This window comes from Asaia spathodeae NBRC 105894, assembly GCF_025994195.1.
Lineage (GTDB): Bacteria > Pseudomonadota > Alphaproteobacteria > Acetobacterales > Acetobacteraceae > Asaia > Asaia siamensis.
Genome location: NZ_BAPY01000005.1, coordinates 395,273 through 418,865, shown reverse-complemented (window position 1 = coordinate 418,865; position 23,593 = coordinate 395,273). Strand labels below are relative to the sequence as shown.

The 23,593-nt window shown below is 58.7% G+C and carries 17 protein-coding genes; 8 read left to right on the top strand and 9 right to left on the bottom strand.

Annotated features, from left to right (window positions below; translation table 11 throughout):
- Window position 1 precedes the first annotated feature (1 nt).
- On the bottom strand, window positions 2-754 hold the full coding sequence (gene exbB / locus AA105894_RS06335; RefSeq protein WP_229719461.1) for a tonB-system energizer ExbB: 753 nt from the start codon (window positions 752-754) through the stop codon (window positions 2-4).
- 140 nt (window positions 755-894) lie between these two features.
- On the opposite strand from exbB, the gene AA105894_RS06330 reads away from it, so the two are divergent.
- The 3 genes from AA105894_RS06330 to AA105894_RS06320 all read left to right on the top strand — a co-directional run bounded on the left by AA105894_RS06330 (window position 895) and on the right by AA105894_RS06320 (window position 3,307).
- Window positions 895-1,578 carry a Fe2+-dependent dioxygenase gene (locus AA105894_RS06330; protein WP_188424632.1) on the top strand — a complete coding sequence of 228 codons (684 nt, stop codon included), beginning with the start codon at window positions 895-897 and terminating at the stop codon, window positions 1,576-1,578.
- Window positions 1,579-1,667: 89 nt separating this feature from the next.
- Window positions 1,668-1,880 carry a DUF3311 domain-containing protein gene (locus AA105894_RS06325; RefSeq protein WP_188424634.1) on the top strand — a complete coding sequence of 71 codons (213 nt, stop codon included), beginning with the start codon at window positions 1,668-1,670 and terminating at the stop codon, window positions 1,878-1,880.
- Window positions 1,877-3,307: a sodium:solute symporter family protein gene (locus AA105894_RS06320; protein WP_267310949.1), complete on the top strand. Its 1,431-nt coding sequence runs from the start codon at window positions 1,877-1,879 to the stop codon at window positions 3,305-3,307. The genes AA105894_RS06325 and AA105894_RS06320 overlap by 4 nt, the downstream gene beginning before the upstream one ends.
- Here AA105894_RS06320 and AA105894_RS06315 read toward each other — a convergent pair.
- From AA105894_RS06315 to AA105894_RS06300, 4 genes are read right to left on the bottom strand one after another with little or no spacing between them, the layout of a single operon-like run.
- Window positions 3,251-4,000 (bottom strand): ABC transporter permease, encoded by a 750-nt coding sequence (locus AA105894_RS06315; RefSeq protein WP_267310948.1) that lies wholly within the window; start codon window positions 3,998-4,000, stop codon window positions 3,251-3,253. The genes AA105894_RS06320 and AA105894_RS06315 overlap by 57 nt on opposite strands.
- On the bottom strand, window positions 3,997-4,779 hold the full coding sequence (locus AA105894_RS06310) for an ABC transporter ATP-binding protein (protein ID WP_267310947.1): 783 nt from the start codon (window positions 4,777-4,779) through the stop codon (window positions 3,997-3,999). Before AA105894_RS06310 ends, AA105894_RS06315 begins: the two co-directional genes overlap by 4 nt.
- On the bottom strand, window positions 4,776-6,146 hold the full coding sequence (locus AA105894_RS06305; RefSeq protein ID WP_267310946.1) for a glycosyltransferase: 1,371 nt from the start codon (window positions 6,144-6,146) through the stop codon (window positions 4,776-4,778). Before AA105894_RS06305 ends, AA105894_RS06310 begins: the two co-directional genes overlap by 4 nt.
- On the bottom strand, window positions 6,109-10,188 hold the full coding sequence (locus AA105894_RS06300) for an amino acid adenylation domain-containing protein (protein WP_267310945.1): 4,080 nt from the start codon (window positions 10,186-10,188) through the stop codon (window positions 6,109-6,111). The genes AA105894_RS06305 and AA105894_RS06300 overlap by 38 nt, the downstream gene beginning before the upstream one ends.
- Before the next feature lie 453 nt (window positions 10,189-10,641).
- On the opposite strand from AA105894_RS06300, the gene dhaL reads away from it, so the two are divergent.
- The 5 genes from dhaL to AA105894_RS06275 all read left to right on the top strand — a co-directional run bounded on the left by dhaL (window position 10,642) and on the right by AA105894_RS06275 (window position 18,723).
- Complete coding sequence (dhaL, locus tag AA105894_RS06295; RefSeq protein ID WP_267310944.1) at window positions 10,642-12,474, top strand: dihydroxyacetone kinase subunit DhaL; 1,833 nt, start codon at window positions 10,642-10,644, stop codon at window positions 12,472-12,474.
- Window positions 12,475-12,502: 28 nt separating this feature from the next.
- A complete protein-coding gene (locus tag AA105894_RS06290; RefSeq protein ID WP_267310943.1) occupies window positions 12,503-13,630 on the top strand; it encodes an MDR/zinc-dependent alcohol dehydrogenase-like family protein in 1,128 nt (375 codons plus the stop codon).
- A gap of 516 nt (window positions 13,631-14,146) precedes the next feature.
- The gene (locus AA105894_RS06285; RefSeq protein ID WP_267310942.1) at window positions 14,147-15,478 is read left to right on the top strand and encodes a carbohydrate porin; all 1,332 of its coding nucleotides are present in this window, start codon (window positions 14,147-14,149) and stop codon (window positions 15,476-15,478) included.
- Between the two features lie 316 nt (window positions 15,479-15,794).
- Entirely contained in the window at window positions 15,795-18,068 is a 2,274-nt protein-coding gene (locus AA105894_RS06280) for a TonB-dependent receptor (protein ID WP_267310941.1), read from the top strand.
- Between the two features lie 145 nt (window positions 18,069-18,213).
- A complete protein-coding gene (locus tag AA105894_RS06275; protein WP_267310940.1) occupies window positions 18,214-18,723 on the top strand; it encodes a tetratricopeptide repeat protein in 510 nt (169 codons plus the stop codon).
- Window positions 18,724-18,765: 42 nt separating this feature from the next.
- On the opposite strand, the gene AA105894_RS06270 is transcribed toward AA105894_RS06275, so the two are convergent.
- The 4 genes from AA105894_RS06270 to AA105894_RS06255 all read right to left on the bottom strand — a co-directional run bounded on the left by AA105894_RS06270 (window position 18,766) and on the right by AA105894_RS06255 (window position 23,585).
- Complete coding sequence (locus tag AA105894_RS06270) at window positions 18,766-19,050, bottom strand: hypothetical protein (RefSeq protein WP_025823789.1); 285 nt, start codon at window positions 19,048-19,050, stop codon at window positions 18,766-18,768.
- A 236-nt stretch (window positions 19,051-19,286) separates the two neighbouring features.
- On the bottom strand, window positions 19,287-21,035 hold the full coding sequence (locus tag AA105894_RS06265) for an AMP-binding protein (RefSeq protein WP_267310939.1): 1,749 nt from the start codon (window positions 21,033-21,035) through the stop codon (window positions 19,287-19,289).
- Between the two features lie 38 nt (window positions 21,036-21,073).
- A complete protein-coding gene (locus AA105894_RS06260) occupies window positions 21,074-22,432 on the bottom strand; it encodes an autotransporter strand-loop-strand O-heptosyltransferase (protein WP_267310938.1) in 1,359 nt (452 codons plus the stop codon).
- Window position 22,433: 1 nt separating this feature from the next.
- Entirely contained in the window at window positions 22,434-23,585 is a 1,152-nt protein-coding gene (locus AA105894_RS06255) for an autotransporter strand-loop-strand O-heptosyltransferase (RefSeq protein ID WP_267310937.1), read from the bottom strand.
- Window positions 23,586-23,593 lie beyond the last annotated feature (8 nt).

Genomic DNA, 23,593 nt, shown 5'->3' with positions numbered 1-23,593 from the left:
ATCAGCGACCGGCCTGCTCGGCGCGCGGCGTGGCAAAGCGCAGCACCTGTGCGCCATGGCTCTGCACATGAAGCCGGCTCAGATCGCGGGAGACAAGGCGCAGGATGAGCGCGGTAAGGTCACCCACCTGGGCCTTGCAGCCAAGGCACTGGCGGGAGAGATAATTATAGATGACGACGGCCGGAATGGCTGCGACGAGTCCGAGCGCTGTCGCCAGAAGGGCCTCTGCGATGCCCGGAGCCACCACGGCAAGGCTCGTGGCCTTGGTGGCCGCAATGCCGGTGAAGGAGGTCATGATGCCCCAGACTGTGCCGAACAGACCGATGAACGGTGCCGTCGCACCGATCGTGGCCAGAATGCCCGTGCCGCGCATGAGGCGTCGGCCCTCGGCGGATTCCAGACGTTCGAGATGCAGCATGATGCGCTCTTTCAGACCTTCGCGATCCTCGAGCACATCGGCAGAACGCGTCCACTCATTCGACGCCGCGCTCAGCAGCGCCTTGGCAATGCCGATATCGGGGCAGAGCGTATGGGCGGCTTCAAGCGATGAGGCGTCTTCGAGCGTGATTTCGGTTCTGGTGAGCGCCGCCCTGACGCGGATCATCTCGACAACCTTGGCCGCAAAAACCGCCCAACTGACCACGCAGGCCGCAATCAGCAGCAGCATCACACAGCGCACGACGAGACCGGCACCGAGAAACATCTCCCACGGCGTGAACGGAAGTGAGGCGAGATCGCCGACGGGCGTAGCCATGGGGCTCTCCTGTTTTTTCTGGTGCCGCAACCCGCGTGCGGGCGCTTTCAGTTCTTGTTACCGGGTGTAACCGTGCGGCCCTGATGTGTTAATCAGATTCATTCTCAATTACAAGAACTCGATTCCAAAGGAGAGCGCCCATGCTGGTTCATATTCCCAACGTCCTGACCGCAGATGAACTGCGCTATTGCCGTGAGACGCTCGAACGGGCGGCATGGCTCGATGGCAAGGTTACGGCGGGCCAGCAATCGGCAAAGGCAAAGAACAACCTGCAGGTGCCGCAGGATTCGGCGGAGTCTCGCGAACTGGGTGAAATTGTCCTGCGTGCGCTGGGTCGTAACCCGACCTTCAACAGTGCGGCCCTGCCGCTGCGCGTTTTCCCGCCGCTCTTCAACCGCTATGACATCGGCATGAAGTTCGGCGCTCATGTCGACAATGCGATCCGTCCTATCCCCGATAGCGGTTTTCGTATTCGCACCGATGTTTCTTCGACGCTCTTCATCACCGGTCCGGATGAATATGATGGCGGCGAACTGGTCATTCAGGACACGTATGGCGAGCAGAGGGTCAAGCTGCCTGCGGGCGACATGGTCGTTTACCCCTCGACCAGCCTGCACAGCGTAAGCGAGGTGACACGAGGCAGCCGCTGGGCGTCGTTCTTCTGGAGCCAGTCCATGGTGCGTGACGACACGAAGCGCGCGCTGCTTTATGATTTCGATCGCTCGATCATCGAAACACGCAAGACCCTGCCTGACGATCATCCCGGCGTTCTGGGGCTGACCTCGACCTATCATAACCTGCTTCGTCAATGGGCCGAGCTGTAAGGCTCAAGATTAATCCATTCCAGGCTGGCATCGTGGCGGGGCTTGGCTCTATGCCGGGGCTCTGACTTTCCGATTTCAGAGTGCCTGCCATGTCTGTCTCCTGTTCTGGCATCCGGCTTCGGCACGGTTTTCTGGCCCTGCCATTCTGCCTGGTGCTTCTGCCACTGCCGTTTCTCTACGGCGCGTCCCTGCGTGTCATGGGTGTGCCGCTTGCGCTGGTCTGGCTTTTCGCCTGCCTGCCCCTGACGACACTCTGTCTCGCTCTGGCCGTCAGGCCGGGTGAGCGAGAGACCGATCGATGATGCTGGGTGCCTTTCTGGCCGTTCTGGTGCTTGCGCTCGCCCTCTCTCTCATTTCGGGACGGGGGGAGGCGGGTCAGGACCCGAAGCGTTTTTTTGCGGCACGCGGACAGTTCGGGGCGGTCCTGTTCTTTCTGCTGTCGGTTGGCGAGACCTATTCCATCGGCTCGGTTCTCGGATTTCCGGGGGGTATTGCTGCCAGTGGCTCGATCGACGTCGCGCTATGGTTTGTCGGCTATATCCTGCTCGCCTTTCCTGTCGGCACGATACTTTATCCAAGGCTCTGGCAGCTCGGGCAGCGTTTTGGCGCGATTACCCTGCCCGATCTTCTGGGGGGATATTTCGACAGTCGTCTGGTCTCCTGTGTGAGCGGATGCGTTCTGGTGGTTCTGATGCTTCCGCTCGGTACCATGCAGTTCATCGGGCTTGGTGCCGTGTTTTCCGCGCTCGCCCTGCCGGTCTCGACAGTCGTTCTGTCTTCTCTGGCGGCCCTGCTGGCTTTTCTGTTTGTCGCAAGTGCCGGGTTGCGCGGTGCGGCGCTGACGGCAGCGCTCAAGGACTCACTGATCCTGATTGCCATATTCTGCGTTGCGCTGGGGGCTGTGTTCCACTGGTCGGAAGGGGCAAGGATGCCGCTCGCTGCAGTGCTTCATGGCGCAGGCGCGCGCCCCTTATCCTCTTGCACCATGATCATCACGACCATTCTGACACAGGCGGTCGGTTTCTGCATTGCACCGCAGACAGCGGCAGCGGTCTTTTCGGCACGCAGTATTGCGACGATCAGACGTGCCCAGATCTGGATGCCGCTTTACATGGTGCTGTTTCCCCTGCTCGCGGTCGTGGCCTTTTACGGGCTGACCCATCCTTCTGTCATGACGCACCCTGACAGGGTGTTTCTCTCTGTGGCCGCAGCCCTGCTTCCTCCCTGGATGGCCGGTCTGGTTGCCGGGGCCGTTGCCCTCACGGCCCTTGTCTGGCTTGGCGCTGTCTGCCTGAGCCTCGCCGCCATCGTGACACGCTCGATCGTGCCGCATGTGCCGCCCGCTGCCCAGAAACGAATGGGGCTCGGCATCATCATCGCCTATCTTGCCCTGTCGGTGGCCATTGCCGCCGTGCAGACGACGCTGATCGTCACACTCAACCGACTGTTCTATGTCGGGCTGGTGCAGCTCCTGCCTGCGGTGCTGCTCTGTGTTTGCGGCTATCGCGTCACACCCACCCGTCTGCTGACGGGGCTCGCTGCCGGTCTGGTGACAGGGGCAGGATTGTTTCTGTCAGGCGTGTCTCTGGGTGGCGTCAGCCCCGCTCTGCCAGGACTTGCCGTCAATCTTCTGGTTCTGCTTCAGGGCGGAAGACCTGTCAGAGACAGCGTCTCAGGGGCGAATACGCGAGAAGGCGATTTGCGCCACGCCAGCAGCGAAGAGCGTTGAGAGAGACAGCACGAAAAACGAGAGTGTCGGGGGAATGACGTAGTGCCCGCTGAGCGCGCCTCTCATGCCGTCAATGCCGTAGGTAAGCGGATTGCAGAAGGCCATCACCCTAATCGCGCCTGATTGCCCTTCGAGAGGAAAGACCGCGCCCGAGAGGTAGAAAACAGGTGTGATAATGAAATTCACGATCTGCGAGAAGCTCTGGGCATCGCTCATTACCGACCCCAGAATCGAGCCGAAAAAAGCGCAGAGCACCGCGATCAGCAAGGCGAAGAGAAGAAAAAGGGCAAGGGCTCCGGGGGAGGGTAGAGAGGCGCTGAAAATGAGGCAGATTGCCCCGACGATTATCGCCTGAATCATCGCCACGCTTGCAACGCCCAGTGCCCGCCCCAGCAGGATCCAGTGTCTTGAAACAGGGGCGACAAGCGTCTCCTTGATGAAGCCGAATTGTCGGTCCCAGAGCAGGTCGGCGCCTGAGTAGACAGCATTGAACAAGATTCCCGCTCCAATGACGCCCGGCGCGAGAAAGGCGAAATAATCGCCTTCTCCTGCCTTGCGGAAAACCGGGGCAAAGCCCAGCCCAAGGGCAATCAGGAACAGGAAAGGCTGTGACAGGGCGGAAAACACCCGACCGCGCGCGCGCAGGAAACCCCTGACCTGTCTCAGCCAGAGAGAGAAGAGGACATCGATCATTTGGCTGCCCCGTCTTCGGCTGCCCCGTCTTCGGCTGTGAGTGACAGGAAACTGTCTTCCAGAGAGGCATGTGCGGTGTGGCTGATAATTGCAGCGACAGCGCCCTGCGTCACGATCCGTCCTTTCTTGATGACGGCAACGGTCTGGGCGTAACGCTCGACCTCATCCAGATAATGGCTCGTCAGAAAAATGGTCGTGCCATGGCGCGCTTGCAAAAGCTGAAGATGGTCCCACAGAGTGCGTCGGCTTTGTGGATCGAGCCCCAGTGTCGGCTCGTCCAGAAAGATCAGGGCCGGTTGATGAAGCAGAGCGCGCGCGATTTCGACCCGTCTTTTCAGCCCGCCGCTCAGCGTGCTGACGATGCTGTCACGTCGATCCGTAAGTGCGAACAGCGCTAGCGCATGGGCGATGCGTTCCGGCCTTCGGGCGCGCGGAATGCAATAGAACGCACAATGCATCCAGAAATTCTCCCGAACCGTCATGGCCGGGTCGAGCGTGCAATCCTGAAACACCACGCCAAAATGGCGACGGGCCTCCATCGGGTCGGTGGCCAGATCGATGCCATTCATGAGGATGCGCCCCTCATCGGGCGGAAGCAGGGTCGTCAGCATCTTGATGGTGGTGGTTTTGCCAGCGCCATTGGGGCCAAGAAAGGCGAAGATCTCTCCTGGGCTGACCGAGAATGAGAGACCATCGACCACATGCTTGCCAGCATATTTCTTGGCCAGATCCTGTACGGCAATGACGGGGCAGGGCGCTTGTGGCGATGTCTGGTTCACGCTGCTCCTTCTGCCTCCGCAGACCTGCCCGAAGGGTTTTTCTCACCGAGAAGGCCCCAGTCCGAGAGCGTCTCTATCGCACGATCAACGCCATGTTCGGCGTTGATCAGCGAGCCGAGCGCATGGGCGGCTGTGGTAATCCTGAGCGTGCCTGCCCGCCCGATAGCCAGCGCGAGCGTCTCTGGTGTGAGGTGTTTGCGGGAAAGGATCGTCGGGCTGATGCCAATCTCATGCAGGCGCCAGCTCCAGTAAAACTGATCCGCCAGAAACGGAATCACGATCTGCGGTAGACCTGCGCGTGCCGCTGCGGCCACCGTGCCCGCGCCGCCATGATGAACGACCATGGACATGCGTGGAAAGAGCCAGTCATGGGGTGCATGGTCGATGAAGAAGAGGCCGTCTTCCTCGTGACTGGCCTGATTTTTCAGCGCGCCCCACCCTGTTGCTATGACGGCGCGTCTGCCCGTCAGCCGCAGGGCCTTGAGGATGAGTTGGGTAAAAGCCTCGGGATTGCCGCACATCATGCTCCCGAAACCGACATAAAGGGGCTTTGGCCCCGCAGCGAGAAAGGCTTCCAGCGCGGGCGGGGGTACCCAGTCATTTTTTTGGTCGTAGAACCAGTTTCCCGTCACGGCGATCCGGTCTTTCGGCCAGTCCGGGGGCTGCGGTTGCAGGTGGCGGCTAAAGGCGTAGAGTAGATAGCGCTTGGATCCGTTGACGTCTTTTTCCGACCAGGGGCCAGTCCATGCTATTGGTGGTAAAGAGAGTTCACGCCGCATGATTGCGACAGGTGAGGACATGAATCGCCAGATCAGCACCCTTGCGCAATGGGTCAGGGCGAGATTGAGCACTCCCGGCAGCCGCAGCCGCGGGTTGGGCCAGAGCGGCGGTACGCTTCGTGACGGGGTCATGGGCATGAACTGCGCCTGCACGAAGGGCAGGCCGCGCTTCTCGGCAATCGAGGCGCCAAGCACCGTTCCTGAACCCGAGCCGATAATCAGATCGGCATCTTTCGTCGCTTCGAGTGCCTGCGTCACCCAGAGGGGCATCCAGTCGCAGAGCGCCTTGCTCATCTGACGCCCGACACGCAACTGGTTGCCCTTGTCCATAGCGGCATGTTCCTGCGCCATGAGATCTGCAAAATCGGACTCGATCGGGGCGAAGGAGAGCCCACCGCCTAGAATGAGCGGTTTGTGCCGTTCCGATGTGACGATGCAAACGTCATGGCCATGGGCGACGAGCCCTTGGCCAAGCGCGACAAACGGGCGGGCATCGCCCTGGGTGCCGATGGTGAAGATCACGATTTTCATGGGCTGGCTCGGTACAATTTCAGGCGGCAGACAGGTCGGCACAAACAGGCTGGCCAAAGGCAGGGTGGCTCCTGATCAGGCGCGCTACCATTTCAACATGACCGGGTAGCAGCATATCGCCATGGCGACAGGGCAGATCATGAATCGTGATGCGGCCAGAACTATGATTGGCCCAGGACCGAGGGTCGTCAGTCACGCTGATCTGGCCCGTCATGTCGCCCTTGTCTGCAGCGCGCAGGAACAGGATATCCGTCTCTCCATGGGTTGGGCGGTGAGTTATGAGCATCTCGATATTGCGTCTGGTGACGAGGCGCAGCTTTTCAGCGAGCCCCATCAGATCGCCGAGATCCTGTGTCGGCAAGTCAGGGAGCAGGGTCGTATCGAGTGTTGCCAGAAAAAGATCGGCCAGTGCCTCCAATGTCTGGGGGAGAGGCGTCTCATTATCCAGTGGCATCTTCAGAAAACCCAGAGCCGCCCTTATGGCCTGCGGGCTGTCAGGGTCATCAAGCAGCCCTTCCGATGCGCCAGAAGGGGAGCAACCGGGTTCCGTCAGGGTTGGATAGGAATCCAGCATCGCCAGCAAGGCGACGTCTTGACCCTCACGGCGGAAAGCGGCGGCAATTTCATGAGCAATGACTCCGCCCATTGACCATCCAAGCAGGTGATACGGCCCGTGCGGCTGGATGGCCCGGATCTCCTGCACATAATTGGCTGTCAGCTCGTTGAGCGTGCGTGGTGGATTGGCGCCGAGCAGCAGCCCGGCATCCTGAAGGCCGTAGACCGGGCGTGTGTCAGGCAGGAGCGGTGCAAGCGTGTTGAAACTCCAGCTCATGCCAATGACCGGATGCACGCAGAAGAGAGGCGCTTCGTTTCCGTGGGGCCTGATGGCAAGACGTGTGGCGAGCGGATCGCAGGTGATCGGACCGCCTTCGAAAAGCGGCGCGAGAAGGGCGATGGTCGGGGCCGCGAATATCTGCCCGACCGGTAAGGCGTATCCCTGTTCGGAAAGGAGAGAGATCATTTGCACGACCATGATGCTGTCGCCGCCCAGATCGAAGAAACTAGCATGGATGTCGATTTTTTCGACTCCGAGCAGGTCACTCCAGAGTGCCGCAAGCATTTTCTCTGCTGGGGTGCTGGCATAAACAGCGTCGGTTGCGATCGTCTCTTCTTTCATGGCGCGCAGGGCGGCGCGGTCGAGCTTGCCACTTGTCAGGCGCGGAAGGGCGTCGACACACACGATACGGACCGGGATCATCTGTGGGGGGAGCAGCCCTAGCAGGGTGCGCCTTATCTGGGCGGCGTCGAGTCTGAAACCTTCTGTTGCGGGTACGAGATAGGCCGCCAGAAGAGGCTGATCCCGTGTCGCTGCTTCTTCGATCATGACGGCAGCCTGCAGGATCTCCGGCAGACTGAGCAAAGTGCTCTCTATCTCGCCGGGTTCGATCCGCATGCCGCGTATCTTGATCTGACAATCGGCACGACCGCAAATGCTGAGCACGCCCGCTGAATCGATGGCAGCACGATCGCCCGTGCGATAAGCCAGAGCTCCGTCTATGCCCTCCGGATCGGGTGTGAAGCGGCTTTCGGTCAGCTCAGGGCGATTGAGATAGCCGCTCGCCACACCGTCACCGGCAATGACCAGCTCACCGACAACGCCATCCGGCAATGTCTGGCCGAACGGGTCGACCACATAAAGGCGTGTATTGGCCAGAGGCAATCCTGCTGGCGGAGAGTCGGGCTCGTATGCCGTCAGGCGGCTGGCCGTTGACCAGATCGTGGTTTCGGTTGGGCCATAGAGATTATAGACCGCCCGTCCGAGATGGCCCATCTGCCGCGCCATATGGGCGGGCATGGCCTCACCGCCGCTCAGGAGTAGCAGACCGCGCAGGCTGCTGCTTTCTGCCGTGCCGAGCAAGGTCTGCCATAAAGTGGGGGTGGCCTGCAGGACCGTCACGTCATGCTGGCGGATCAGCGCGCAAAGGCGCCCGGGATCTCGCACGTCTTCCGGTGTCGCAATGACGCAGCGACCGCCCGAGACGAGCGGCAGGAGCATCTCAAGCACGGCGATATCGAAAGTCCAGGCGGTGACAGCGAGGAGCGTTTCCCGTTCTGAAAAATCCAGAATGTCGCGAATGCTGTGCAGAAAATTCAGAAGGGCCTTTCGGGGGATGATGACCCCCTTGGGGCGTCCCGTCGTGCCCGAAGTATAGGTGACATAGGCTGTATTCTCAGGGAGACGTGACGCCGATAGGGGGGCAGTTCCGGTGCGCGGCGCAGCAGGAGCGAGCGGTCGAAGCACCAGTGTTGCCGCGTCCATCTGCCAGGCCTCGTGGCCGCAGGCCCAGGCGATATGATCAGCGTCAGGCAGGATCACCAGGGTCGGACAGGCGTCTTCGAGGATCAGCCGGGCGCGAGGCTGAGGGGCATCGACATCGATCGGCAGCCACGCCGCGCCGGTAGCGGCCACCGCAGCCACGCAGAGAAGCATGCGTCTGTCTCTGGGCAGGGCAAGGGCGACAAGCGTGCCAGGTCGCGCGCCTGCCGCACGGAGTTGCGTCGTCAGTTGATGCTGATGCCTCTGGAAGTCGTCTCGTGTCAGAGCGCCTCTATGGTCCTGCACCACCTTATCCGGTCCGGTCCCTATGCCTGCGGTGATGAGTGACGACAGGGAGATATCGGGCCAGCTTCGCTTTGTTGCAGCGTTGCGCGCGCCCTGAGCTTGCCGGGCTTCCTTAGTAAGGAGTGGAATAGAGCGGAGCGGCGTTTCCGGCGAGGCAAGAAGCTGATCGGTCAGAGTCAGGATGCGCGCCAGATGGGCGTCAAGTTCATCCTCTGTGTAGAGCGCCGGATTGGCATCGCATTGGATACAGAGACCGCCTCCGTCGCATCGGTCGAACACGAAGAGGGTCAGATCTTCCATGGCGCCGTTGCTGAGATTTTCATTGCGTGAATGGGCTGGCCCAAAAGAGAGATTATAGTCGAAAGGCTCTATATTGATCCCAATCCGGCTGATCTGGGTGGTATTGCTGAACATACCCAGATCGCGGCGCATGTCCTCATAACGATATTGCTGGTGACGCAGGGCGCTGCGCATGGCGCGGCGGGATTTGACGATCAGCTCGGCAAAGCTCGTTTCGGGCGACATCGTGAAACGCAGCGCAACGGCATTGGCGACCATGCCCGGCGTCTGGCGCAGAATGCGGTTGGCTCTTGCACTGACCGGCATGCCTACAACGAGATCCGACTGTCCGGTGAGACGATGCAGATAGCTGACGAGAAGGGCAGTCAGGGTCTGGGGAAGGCTCGACTCATGCGTGCGACCGAGCGCCCTGAGTGCCTCAGCGCGCGCTTCGCAAAGTGTGGTCGCACGCGTTATCGCGCCGCCAAAATCACCGGTGGTTACCCGGTGGGGCCTGAGCGAGAGTGATACCGGCTCGGGCGCATCCTGAAGGGTTTCGCGCCAGTACGCCTTGTCGATCTTGAAACGGGGCGAGGCCCGATAGGCTTCCTCCTGCTCGTGAAGGGTTGCCAGGGGGAGAAAACCGGGGGCTGGCGCGTCGCGTCCCTCGGTCAGGGCCGTATAAAGCGCAGAAACACGAGCAACGATCATGCCGCCGGAAAAACCATCGAGAACGGCGTGATGGCAGCAGTGAAACCATATCCAGTGCGTGGAGGTGACACGGAGAAGGGCATTCTGCCAGAGTGGGTCCCGCTCCAGATCGAGAGGAGCCTGAATGCGTTCCCGCATCCATTTGCGGGCGACAAGAGATGGATCGGCCTCGTCGCGACAGTCAAGAACGGGACAGTCGGGCGTTGATGGCGGTCGGATTGCGTACACCGGTCCGTCATCTGTTCTGATAATGGCTGTGCGCAGTGTCTCGGCTTCGGCCTGCACAGAGGCCAGAGCTTTCCTGAAGAGAGACTCATCCACGATCCCGTGCAGATGGATCGCCTCGGCAATATTCAGGCTCGACCCCTTGGGGGCAAGAAACTGGGTCATCCAGAGGCCGCGTTGGGCGGTGGTCAATGGCAGCGTCACAGCGCGGTTTTCCTGCAGGCTGTATTCGGAGGCGGCGCCTGTTATGTGGTGCGGCATGCCGAATTGTTTCTTTGTTTTTATATTCAGTGACGATTTTGCATAACAGAAATTTACTAATCAATGTGATAAACTATACGAAATTATTGTTTATATATATTCTTTTTTCTTTGTTGTTCTTTTTATTCTAGATGGCACCGTTTTGGGTGGCCACGCAGTCCCGCGAAAGGGAGACATAAAATATAACATTTGTTCAGTTTGGGCTCAGAAGCGCTCCAAATATATTTTTTAAGATATGGAAGAGGAGGTATTAATTTAGATCGTTGTTTGTAATGGATTTTATCAAGGGTGTTTCCTCGTGGGAGGGGTATCCCGTGAAACAGGAGCGCTCAAATCCTACATATTAGGTCACGAATATCACTCTCGTTAGTGTGATTTTACGCATAATGCCTGTTACGGTTAAGACGATTGGGCACACAGGGTGTTTTCCCGGCATTCAGTATGGGGCCCATTATGGATCGTTCTCTCGTTTACGCAGCGCATACCGGCCACGGCGATGGCGCTTCGTCCCAGTCTCCCGCATCACGTCCCAAGCTGGACCGTATCTTCAACGACCCCGATGGCGTGGTTGAAGACGGCGTGCGCGGCGCGCTTCTTGCTCATCCCGATATCATCGTTGAGACCGCCAACCCGCGTGTCGTCAAGCGCGCCAAGACCACGGGCCGTCGCAAGGTCGGTGTGATCACGGGTGGTGGTTCGGGTCACGAGCCTGCTTTCCTTGGCTATGTCGGTACGGGTCTGCTGGATTCTGTTGCGATCGGTGAGATCTTCTCTTCGCCGACAGCCGTGAGCTTCCTCGACGCCATGAAGGAAGCCGATATGGGCGCAGGCGTTGCCTGCCTCTTTGGCAACTACGCCGGTGACACGATGAATGTCCGCATGGCAGCGCGCGATGCGCAGCAGGCAGGCATCAAGGTCGAGACGGTAGTGGCGACCGATGATGTGGCCTCTGCTCCGGCCAGCGAAGCCGAGCGTCGTCGTGGCGTTGCCGGTGAAATCCTGATGTGGAAAGCCGCTGGTGCCCGCGCTGAAGAAGGCGGATCGCTGGATGAGGTGATTGCTGTGGCCCGCAAGGCTATTGCCAATACCCGTTCCATCGGTGTCGGTCTCACGCCCTGCACCATTGTTGCCAATGGTCATCCGAATTTCTCGATCGAGCTCGGCACCATGGAAGTCGGCATCGGCCATCATGGCGAGCCCGGCGTCTCGGTTCAGGAGCTTGGCCGCTCGCGCGATATCGCCAAGCTGATGCTCGAGCATATCCTGCCCGATCTGCCCTTCACGAAGGGTGATCGCGTGACGGTGCTGCTCTCGGGGCTTGGTGCAACACCGATCATCGAACTCTATGTGCTTTATGCCGATGTGGCCGATCTCCTGAAGGAGAAGGGCATCGAGGTGGCGCATCGCTTCGTTGGCAACCTCTTCACCTCGCTTGAGATGAAGGGTGCGACCCTCACCATCATGAAGACCGATGAAGAGCTGGACCGCCTGATGGGCGCCCCGGCTGAGTCCATTGGTCTCGTGCGTGTCGGTGTCGGTGCCGCCGCTGCTCCTGCCGCTGAAGCGCCAGCTGCAAAGGCTGATCCGGTCGAGGCTCTGGTCAAGACGCCGACAGGTGAGAAATACGTGCCCAAAAGCGGCGTGCCTGTTGGCGAAACCACCAAGGTCATCCCGGCTCTGGTCGATGCCATCGTCAAGGCACGCGACTGGCTCAGCGAGATCGACGGCAAGATCGGCGATGGCGATCATGGTATCAACATGGCCAAGGGCTTTGCCCGCTGCGGTGAGGCTCTGGGCGCCAACCCGCCGGTCATGGAGAAGGGCCTCGACGCGCTGTCAGACTCCCTGATGGCCGGTATCGGTGGCTCGATGGGTCCGCTTTATGGCCGTTTCTTCGAAGGCATGGCGATCCCGCTGCGCAATGTCGAATTCCTCGACGGCAAGCTTTTCGCCCAGATGCTTGACGGAGCGCTGGCGGGTATCAACAGCCTTGGCAATGCCCGTGTTGGCGACAAGACCCTGGTCGATACGCTGCAGCCTTCGGTTGAGGCCTTCCACAAGGCTCTGGATGACGGCAAGTCGTTCGAGCAGGCCCTGATTGCGATGTCCGAAGCGGCGGAGCGCGGTCGTGACTCCACGATCGACCTGGTGGCCCGTATCGGCCGTGCCAGCCGACTGGGTGAGCGTTCACGCGGCGTGCTCGATGCCGGTGCAACCTCCTGCTGCCTGATCCTGCAGACCATCGCGAAAGAACTTGAGGCCCCGGCGCGCAAGTACAACGCCTGAACTGCCTCAATCCTGAAAGATCAAGACCATGAACAAGATCGTCACCCCTGATCTGGGCGCCCTGCAGAAAGAAGCAGCCAGCGTTGCCCTCCCGGCAAAGATGAATGCCGTTGTTGCCTACGAACCCGGCGATTATCGCTGGGAAGAGGTGGACGTGCCTCGCGCTGGCCCCGATGACATCATCATCGAAGTCGAGGCAGTCGGCATCTGCGCCGGTGATATCAAGTGCTTCCTGGGTGCACCGTCCTTCTGGGGCGACAAGGAGCAGCCGCGCTACGTCAAGCCGCCGATGATCCCGGGCCATGAATTCGTTGGCCGTGCCGTTGAGGTGGGTGAAAACCTGCGCAGCCAGTACAAGATCGGCGATCGCCTGATCAGCGAGCAGATCGTCCCTTGTGATGATTGCCGCTACTGCAAGGGTGGTCAGTACTGGATGTGCGAACGTCACGACCTGTACGGCTTCCAGAACAACACCAATGGCGCCATGGCGAAGTATATGCGCTTCCCCAAGACGTCGCGCACCCATCGTGTTCCCGAGAACATGCCGCTTGATGCAGCCGCTCTGATCGAGCCCTATGCCTGCTCGGTTCATGCCGTCAACCGCGCCAATATCCAACTGGATGACGTGGTGGTTCTGGCCGGTGCCGGTACGCTGGGTCTGGGCATGGTGGGCGCTGCCCGCCTGAAGAACCCGAGCAAGCTGATCGTGCTCGACACCAAGCAAGACCGTCTGGACCTGGCCAAGAAGTTCGGCGCGGATATCGTCATGAACCCGCTCGAAGAGGATGTGGTCGCCAGGATCAAGGAACTGACCGGCGGCTATGGTTGTGACGTCTACATCGAAGCAACCGGCCATCCTTCCAGCGTCCGTCAGGGCCTGCACATGATCCGCAAGCTTGGCCGTTTCGTTGAGTTCAGCGTGTTCGGCGATGAAGTGACCTGTGACTGGTCGATCATTTCCGACCGCAAGGAACTGGACGTTCTGGGCTCGCATCTCGGACCGTATTGCTATCCCTTCACCATTGCAGCCATCGCCGATGGTCGTCTGCCGGTCGAAGGCGTGGTGACCCACACCCTGCCGCTGGACCAGTGGAAGGAAGGTTTCGACCTGATGAAGAAGGGCGACAAATCCATCAAGACGGTTCTTATTCCGTAAGATCTGTCGGCTTTCTGCTTGAAAAGGCGGCTCCGGGAGGAGCCGCCTTTTTTCGTTCAGAGCGGGGTCGTGTTCGCGATGCCACAGGAACGATGTCAGCAATTCAGATCGCGGCATGGGCGCCAGCACTGCGCCTTACATGCCTTAGGCGCCGCACAAACAGGGAGTCACCTGGCGGGCAAAAGAGACGCCGCAACAGGAGGCGCCCGGCGTCATCGGGAGCAGCAGGACGGGTCGCTTTTCCCAGATTTATGCCAAAGGCGCTGTGCATCATGACGCCATGGCTCATGTGATCAGCGTTGGTGGGTATAGCTGAGGCGCGAGTGCTGGGCGCCTTATGCTGCCAGAAAGGCGTGGAAGCAGAGTGCCTTGTCGCACCACTAATCTGCCGCCAGTCGGTTAAAAATTCCGGGGTCGAAACAGACAAAACGTTTCAGGACTTTCCAGCGCTGAAAAATGCCACAAACCGTCGCGATAGCCCCTGCAACGCCGGAAAACGGGAGGAAATCAGACGCAATGACATGTCATGCCCGTATCGAGCTGAAAATGTTCTGGTTGACCCTTCTGGCTGTTGCTCTGTCGACGCCATCCGCGGTTGCGGGCAAGATGCTGACAGGCCTTCCGGCCCTGCGCGATAAAGGTGTGGCCTTTCACGTGCAGAATACCAACGAGATGCAGGCCATGCTGAACGATCCCGCGCCGTCGCATGAAAAAGGCGTCGGGAATGTCGGGATTGTGACTTATGGCAGCGATATCGATTGGGAGCGTCTGGCCGGGCTTTCCGGCGTCTCGACCCATATCGTCCTTGCGAGCGGCTATGGTTCGCCCACAAGCCGTAAATTCGGCGATCATCTGACTCCAAGCCAGGCAACCTATGGCGGGGTGGGCAATGTCGTGATCCACCTTGTTTCCGCCTATATCGAGCGGTCGATGTTTTATGACCGTCTCAATGCGGCTGTCGGGCGGATGACGTTTCTATCTGATTTCTCTGCCAATCCGCTCTACTGCAATTTCATGAACGCGGCGTTCTGCGGCAACCCAAGGGCGGCAAGCGATAATACGGCTCACGCGGCATTTCCTACTGCAACCTGGGGCGCGCGGTTTCGTGTGCAGATCAGTGAGGCATTGCAGCTCCAGTCAGGCGTCTATTTCACGCAGGCCGCATCGCAATATGCGCTGGCGCAGATGCGTAGCGGCTTCAAGTTCAATGGCGCGACAATTGACGGCGAAGCCATTCCACTCGAACTCGCCTGGGAGCCGCATGCGGGCAGAGGCGGCACTCTGCCGGGGCATTACAAGCTGGGCGCTGTTTACGACACAGCGCCGCATAGCAGCCTGTTCGAAGATCATGATGGTGAAGTTCTCGGGCTGACAGGTGCCCCGGCGCGCGTGGTCAATGGCTCCTGGTCGGCCTGGGTGCTGGCCGACCAGCAACTGCTCCCCTTTGCGGGTCGTGGTCCTGATGCGGGTCTCACGATACTGGCAAGCGCCTATTGGAATAACCCGCGCACAGCACTCAGGGCGGCTCAATATTCTGTCGGTTTCATGATTCGGGGTCTGATGCGACAGCGCCCTCAGGACATGATTGCTATCAATCTGGCGTACACCCGCATCGCCCATCATGTAACCCGTGCGCAGCGACTCCGGGCGGCGCTGCAGAAACCCGGTGATGGCTCACCGCTTCCGGTCCAGCGAGACGCCTTGATCATCGAGGCGCTTTACCAGATCCATCTGATACGCGGCGTCACGGTGGCGCCCGATGTGCAATATTACATTCACCCCAACGCGCAGCATGATTTGCGCAATCAGTGGATGCTTGGGGTCAAGACTCAGATCGAATTCATCTGAGCGCCGCCCCAATTTCTCCCTGGGCATCGCGCTGCGTGACACAAAAGGCACAGTTCTGGTCCGAGTTAAGAAAGATTTTAAGAATCGTTTGCATCTTCTCGTAACATGACGGTAACACGGCCGGCGAAGACACGCCCGATCTCTTGAAGGTAATGATTGGTCATTTCTCTCTTTTGAAAAAAGGAGTCTTAATGATGACAAAACATTTCAAAGTTATCGGACGGAGATCTTTCGATTTGAAACCGAAAAAGTGGTGAAATCTATGCCAGAAGATTACGGATGCCGTTCTGAACATCAGCCATCTCATGAAGAAACAGTGTTTTCGTCTCGTGACGTGGCGAAGAAACAGAAACGTCTTCTTCTTCTGGCGCTCACGGCTGGGGTTGGTCTGGGTGGTGTTGAAGAGGCCGATGCCCAGGAAAAGGCTTCGGGAGACGCAAAGACGACCGAAAGCTCGGCCATGCAGCTTCCTGCGGTCAAGGTGCGCGCCGCGACGCCGGTCAACACCATGAACACCAATACGACCACGCTCGATATCGGTCGTATGCCCGCGACCGTGCGTGAAACACCACAGACGATCAGCGTCGTGCCCAAGCAGCTCATTGAAGAGCAGCGCGTCTTTACCCTCGATCAGGCTCTGTCCAACGTGCCCGGCATCACGATGTCGGCCGGTGAGGGCAATGGCGGGATGAGCGGCGACCAGTTCCGTATTCGTGGTCAGCAGGCGCGTGGCGATATCTATGAAGACGGTCTGCGCGATTTCGGCAATTATGTGCGCGATGTCTACAACACCGAGAGCGTCGAGGTCGTCAAAGGCCCGTCAGGTCAGTATTTCGGCGCGGGCAATGTGGGCGGTGTGATCAACCAGACGCTCAAGAAGGCGCATCTGGGCAAGTCTTTCGGTGCCGATCAGTCTTTCGGTAGCGGCATGCAATATCGCGGCTCGGCCGATGCGAATTACGAGATCAATTCCCGTACCGCGCTGCGCATGAACGGCATGTACAACCAGCAGATGGTCGCCGATCGCAACAACGTACGCACCGACCGTTATGGCGCTGCTGCCGATCTCGGCGTGGGGCTAGGCACGAAGAATACCTGGCATCTGAATTATCAGTGGCTCGGCAGCCGTGGCCGCCCTGATTATGGCGTGCCTATGATTCAGACCGGCACGACATTCCGTCCGATCACCGAGCGCGGCCTGGCGCGTGACACCAACTACTCGCGCAATTTCGATCGCGACCGTGGCAATGTGCATATGGTGACGTCCAAATTCTCGTCGCAAATTGCAAAATGGCTGACCCTGTCAAACGACACGCGCTATTCGCATTACACGCGTAATTTCGCAGCGACGACACCGGCTGCCTGCTCTGGCGCGTGCGCAACCGCGTTTCTGGCTGGTAGAAATCCGTCCCTCACTTATGGCGCCGGTGGTGGCATGGCCTATGATCAGGCGGGTTGGGGCGTGCAGAACGTCACCATGGGCCACTCGAATTTCAAGACGGGTTTCCTGCGTCATGATGTGCGCGCCGGTGTGGATATCAACTATACCAAGGACGACCGTATCTATGGCACTTACATAAACCGTGTAAACAATCAGCTGATCCGTACGCCGCAATTCGAATATCCAGGCACGCAGGTGACCTTCCCGGCAACGGGTGGACGGACGTCCGATTTCCGCGATCTCGGCCTCTTTTTGGCTGACAAGATCAACCTGACCAAGCAGCTCTCTGTCTATGGTACGGTGCGTTGGGACAGCTATCGCTCGACCTATTGGAGCGCCGCTGCTGCCGCGCAGGGTCTGCAGAAGCAGAGTTCGAACAAGTTCAGCCCGTCTGCCAGCCTCATGTATGATCCGCTGGACAACATGACGTTCTACTTCACCTTCGCCCAGTCCTATAAGCCGGTCGGAACCGACGTCTCGTCTCTGACGGCCAGCTCGACAAGCATCAGCGACGTTGCGACCAACGGCCGCGATCTCAAGCCGCAGCGCAGTGATCTCTACGAACTCGGCGGCAAGGCCGATTTCCTGAACAAGAAGCTGGGTGTCACGGCTGCGATCTTCCAGATCGAGCAGAACAATTCGTTCACCTATGATGATTTTGGTCAGATCATCACCGGTTTCTCCGATGCCGGTTCGGGCCGACGCATTCGTGGTCTTGAAGTAAGTGCGACAGGCAAGATCACCAATGAGTGGGAAATCTTTGCCTCATACTCCTATATGGGCGGCAAGGTGACGCACAGCACCGCCTATCGTGGCAACAAGGCACCGCAGCTGCCCAATAACAGCCTGTCAGTGTGGAGCACCTACAACCTGTCGCGTTTCCTGCTGAAGCCCAGCCAGGGCAAGCTTTCTGCAGGTGGTGGCGTTCAGTATTCCTCGGGCTACTGGTCCAACGAGGCGAATACGGGTCGTATGCCTGACAATGTGTCGCTCAACGCCATGCTGTCTTATGACTACGAGCGTTATCATGTGCAGTTCAATGCGAATAACCTGACCAACCATCTCAACTACGCCTCTGCCTTCTCGTCATCCCGCGCTGTGCCGCTTTCGGGCCGCACCTTCCTCGGGTCGATCGGGCTGCGCTTCTGAGACACCGGGCGCGGTTCGAAACGTGCCCGGGCATGGCACGGAAGGGGAAAAAGGCTCCCTTTCCGTGCCTTTTCTGTTGTCCCGGCTGTTTTCATGTCTGAAGCCGGGCGTCTGAGCCTTGTGAGATCTGCGGAGTTCTCTCCCGATGCCGATGCCTCCCGCAATGCCCGCACTTGATGAACGTCTCAAGGCAGAGCTCTATCTGGCGCAGTGGCATCTCGATCGTGGCGCCGTTCAGGAAGCCTGTCGTCTGTTCACCCAGGCGGCTCAGTCACGGCACCCGACGGCTCTCAACATGCTGGGTCGCGTTTATGAGCGGGGCTGGGGCGTGGCGCGCGACGTCGAACTGGCACGTACCCTGTTCGAGACGGCCGCAGACGGCGGCGAGGGATGGGCTTTCTATAATCTCGCCGATTTCTATCTGACAGGCGACGGCGTGCGATGTGACAAGGCCTATGCCCACGCCCTCTATGTCGAGGCGGCAAGGCGTGGGGTCAGCAAGGCCTTCAACATGCTGGGCCTGCTGCATGAAGAAGGCTATGGCGGGGGTGCTGCCAACCTCGATTACGCCCGCCATTACTTTGAAGCCGGAAGCGCCTGCGATGACGCCGACGCCACGGCCAATCTTGCCAGAATGCAGCAAACCATCCGCTGATGGGCGATTGACTGACGAGATCGCTGCCGCAACCGGTTTCGTCTAGTTGACGGAAGCTTCCTTGCGTTCACCCATGGCAAAAGCCTTCAGAATGGATTCCGCGAGCAGTTTGGCGGCCTTGGGTGTCAGGCGCAGATGCGCCGTTGGCGCAATGACGATCTCATTGCCATGAGGTCGCTCGGCTGCGAGCGTCACCGTGATAATGCCGCCGACATGGCCATAGACCGGGACGTTATCGGCGAAAATGATCGGCGCTGATTCGGCGTTGAGTGATGCTATGCCCTGTGCAATCTGGTGCAGGATCTTGTCTGAATTATTGTCTGCCATTTGCAGAATGCCTCTGGATATTTGAAAGGTGCAGCCTGATCGAGCCGAAGATGTCACAACGAGGCGAGGCTCACAAGTTTTGCGGTTGTTTAACGGATTTCAGGAATTTCCTCCGCAGCCTTGCTCATTGTGCATACGTGACTGGTCCGGTGTCCGACAAGACCAAGTTGGAGGAGTATCCATAATGTGAGCATGTCGGACCATTATGGTCCGCTAGGTTGAGTGTCTCGTGCTGCCTAGATTATCAGGCTTGCGCTTGTCGCGACGGGGGAATGGGTATCTCCGGACAGAAGAATGGATGTCTTTTCTGTCAGAATATTCGCGAGTGTCAGATCGGCGCGCTGCTTGCCACTCGGAGTGCGAATCACGAATCCTTTGCGAATGGCGTAGTATTCGAAGAGCTGGATTCTGTAGCGCTTCATTGTCTCGACTATGGCCGCGCGTAACGCCAACGCGTCTGGCGTATTCTCGCATTCGATGATCAGGACCGGAAGGGCGCGTTCGGGCAAGGAGGGGGGAACCACCATGCAAAGAGCGCCTGAAAGAGCCTGGCTGAGCGAAAGGGCGATGTCGTTTGTATAATAGACATTGCCGTCATAGCTGAATTTCTCGCTCAGACGACCGACATGAAACAGTTCCTGCTTGTAGAGAAAGCCGAAATCCTGTGTCCGCAGATAGCGCCTGTCTTCAATCGTGATAAAACTGCGCGCGTTGCGGAGCGGGTTGTTCAGATAGCCGATGCTGACACTTGGGCTGTCGATCCAGATTTCGCCGATGCAGCCTTCCGGCAGGAAGGCGTGTGTTTCGGGGTCGACGATATGAACGTGCTGGTCTTCATGGGTGGTTCCGCAGCTTGCGAGGGTCGTCGTGTCCTGAGACGAGCCTGCGGTCGCGGGCAGGGCTTTGCCCTGGGTGAGGGCAAGGCGGTCGAATGTCCAGAGCTTCACTCCTGCCCCTTTGACCCCTGACGTCACGAGAAGGGCATTTTCGGCAAGGCCGTAGCAGGAATAGAAAGCCTCTTTTTTGAAGCCGTGACTTTTGAAAGTGTTGAAAAAAGCGTCCAGCGTCTCGGGGTTGATGCTCTCCGAGCCGTTGAAGGCTATTTTCCAGCGGGAAAAATCCCAGCCTGGTGCGATATCTCCCGGTGAAAGACGGGCAGCGTAGCGATAGGCAAAATCAGGGCCACCAGAGATGGTTGCGCCGTAGCGATGGATCGCCTCGAGCCAGCGCGAGGGCTTTTCGATGAATTTGTCGGGGGCCATGAAATAGAAGGGGTTACCGGCTGCGAGGGCCGGAAGAACGGCACCGACAAGGCCCATGTCATGGGTGAAAGGCAGCCAGCTGAGGCCGGTATCATCATCCTGATATTGAAACGAAATGAGCTGCGCATGAATGTTGTGGCAGATATTCCGATGCGACAGGCAGACCCCTTTGGGCTCTTCTGTCGATCCGGATGTATATTGCACCAGAGCAAGCTGTTCCGAGGCAGAGGCGACAGGTTCGATTTCGCGTGACGATTTGAGCGCGCTCTCCAGTGGAATCCATTTGACGGGGCGGGTCGTATCGCCATCTGCATGGAAAAGATGGAGCGTTTCCTTTTTGCCGAGCACCGCCTGCGCCTGGCTGTCTTCCAGAATGTAGATGAAGCGCTCACGTGCGCCGATTGCGCTCGGATAGACCCCCGAGACGGGCACATGACCTGCATAGAGGCAGGCAAAAAAGCCGATGATATATTCCAGCCCGTTTTCGAACAGCAGAACGACGCGCGATCCGGCGGGCAGGGTGCGTGCGAGATGGGCGGCGCCGCGTGACGCCTGGCGATGCAAGGAATCGGCACTCAGGCTGCTTGTAACGCTTTCCCCATCACCGAGAAAAAGGAAGATCGGATTGTCGCCTTTGGTCAGGCGTCTGAAATGCAGCAGATCAATGAGACTGCGCTCTTTCCAGGCCTGCGCGCCGACCAGCGCCTGTTCTTCTTCATACATTTGGCAAGACCTGTGATGTGACGGCTTGGGGAGAAACTTCAGCCCTCAGGAGAAGGGCTGGGCTGCAGGTGCTGATGCAGGGCATCGCAATAGGAGATGACGTGCTCGGCTGTAATCAGGCGCGTGCATTCGAAATGGCGCGGTGTGTTGGCGTGACGCGGGCAGAAAAGCATGTTCCCGTGCTCGAATGGCGTGCGCACATCGTGCCAGCAGCTATTGCAGACATGGGGATTGAAGACGCGATAGGGTGTCTCGAACTCATTCGAAGGATGCGTGAACCCGCTGATCAGAACCACAGGGGTGTGTGCGGCCCAAGCCAGCCAGGAAAGGCCGCTCGACAGGCCAATGAAAAAAGCCGCATGGCGCAGCCAGTGTGCCCGTTCCGAAAGCGGGCGATCGCCCGTTTCGTCGCGTGTCCCGTGCGGAATGAAATTCCAGTGGTTGCGATGGCCTGCGACGGGGCTCTTGTCGATGCATACCACTTCATAACCGAGCGTATTCAGATGTCTGATGACGCTCGACCAGCCGTAAGGGTTGTTCCAGTATTTGCACTGGCTTGATGCCTGCGTGGCGATGACGACATAGGGGCCTTCGATCGGACGCTTCTCATCGGGCCATGAGACCATGCGTGGCGGGATTTCTTGGGCGTTGACGTCCAGAATGCAGGCAGCCGTGCGGTGCAGCCCGACGAGACGAAAATCGGAGGGCTGCCAGTCATGGGATTCGTCGTGGAAAAAAAGGCCGATATGATAGGTCGCATAAGAGAGGTGCTTGATCTCTTCATATTCGGCGAAAGTGCAGCATCTGACGCCGGGATACTGGCCTGCAAAGAGCTTGCAGGCATCGGGATTCATGGCGACCGTCAGATGGCATTGATGCTTCTGCTGGAATTTGACGGCGTAGGAAAACCAGCCGATCGCATCGCCCAGTGTTCCCCCGGGGAGGAGAATGGCGACATTGCGCTCCCGGCAATCATAGTCGTGAATGAAATGCACGGTATCCGTATCAAGCGAGCGTACCTCAAGGCGCGTACGGATATAGTATTTCTTGGAGCCAAGAACCGTGCAAGCGCCGGTTTCTGAAGCATACAGGCAGACATTGCGGTCGAGATCGGTCAGGCTGACGTGCCAGCGTCCTTCCGGCAGGGTGATGCGGGCCCCGTAATTGAAGTCATAGCCTATGCCAAAATCCCCGCTCTGGGTTGCAAAGAGCGAGGGGGCTGGAAAGGCCCCGGTATCAGCCGTCGTGGCCACGGCCGAAGTGGCTGATACCGCTGTTTGCAGAACAGTATCGTCGCCCGATGCGGCACTCGTCTCAGCAGGGGGGGGCTGATTGTCGGTATTGGCCGTACCTGAAAAATTCAGGATTGAGTCGATGATGGAATTGATATCGCTCATTCTAGACGCCACCCTGCCCATCGCTGATCAATTGCCGGATGGTTTGCTCGACATGGCTTGGCGAGATCAGCTTGGTGCATTCGAAGTCACGCTCTGTTTCAGCGTGGCGAGGGCACCACATATAGTTCGTTCGCTCGAAATCGAGCGTTACATCGTTTGAGCAGCCATTGCAGACATTGCGATTGATCACCCGATAGGGGGTCGCAAACTCGTTATAAGGCTCTGTAAATCCGCTTATCAGCACGACCGGACATTCTGCCGCCCAGGCAAGCCATGACAGGCCACTCGACAAGCCAATGAAAAACGAGGCATGGCGCAGCCATCGGGCACGCTCACTGAGCGGTATCTGACCGGTCATATCCTCTGCGCCATGAGGGATATGATGCCAGATTGTGCCGCTGCCCGAAACGCGGTCGCGGTCGATGCAGATCACGCGATACCCCTGTTCCTTGAGAAAAGGGATGATTGTCTGCCAGCCTGACGGGTTGTTCCAGTATTTGTTATGCCCTGTCGCCTGGGTGGCGATGCAGACATATTTATCTGCGATCGGTCTTCCGCCTTCGGCAATTCTGATCGCGGGGCGTCGGTCCTGGGGCGAAAGGCCAAGAATATAGGCACCTGACACCCCAAGACCGACCTGCCTGTAATCGGTCGGTTGAAAGTCGCGATTGATATCGTTGAAGAAGATCAGCACCTTGTAACGTGCGTAATAATTGCGTTCCAGAAGGGCAGGGTCGTCGCTGACCGTCACACTGTCATTTCCGGTCTGGAAAAGCTCTGCCAGACCCGGTCGTACAACACAGGTGATCTGGCAGCCATGCAGCGTGGCAAAGGCCTCGACATGACCCATCCAGGCAATATGGTCGCCCACACCACCCAAATGCATGTCGATGAGCACCTCCTGGTCACGCAGGGTCATGACATGGTCGAGAATGACCCGGTCGCCACTTTTGACGCGAAGCGAAAAGGGAACAAAATACTTCTTGGTGCTGGCGATGAAGCCGCCCTTGCTCTCTGCTGCAAACAGAACGCTCTGGGTAAGCAGATCCTTGATTTCCAGGTGCCACGCCCCATCGGGAAGGCTGACGCGGCAGCCATCCTGAAAATCAAACCTGATCCCTTCGGGGCCGATCTGGCTCGGCGTGCTGTCCATGGGTTCGT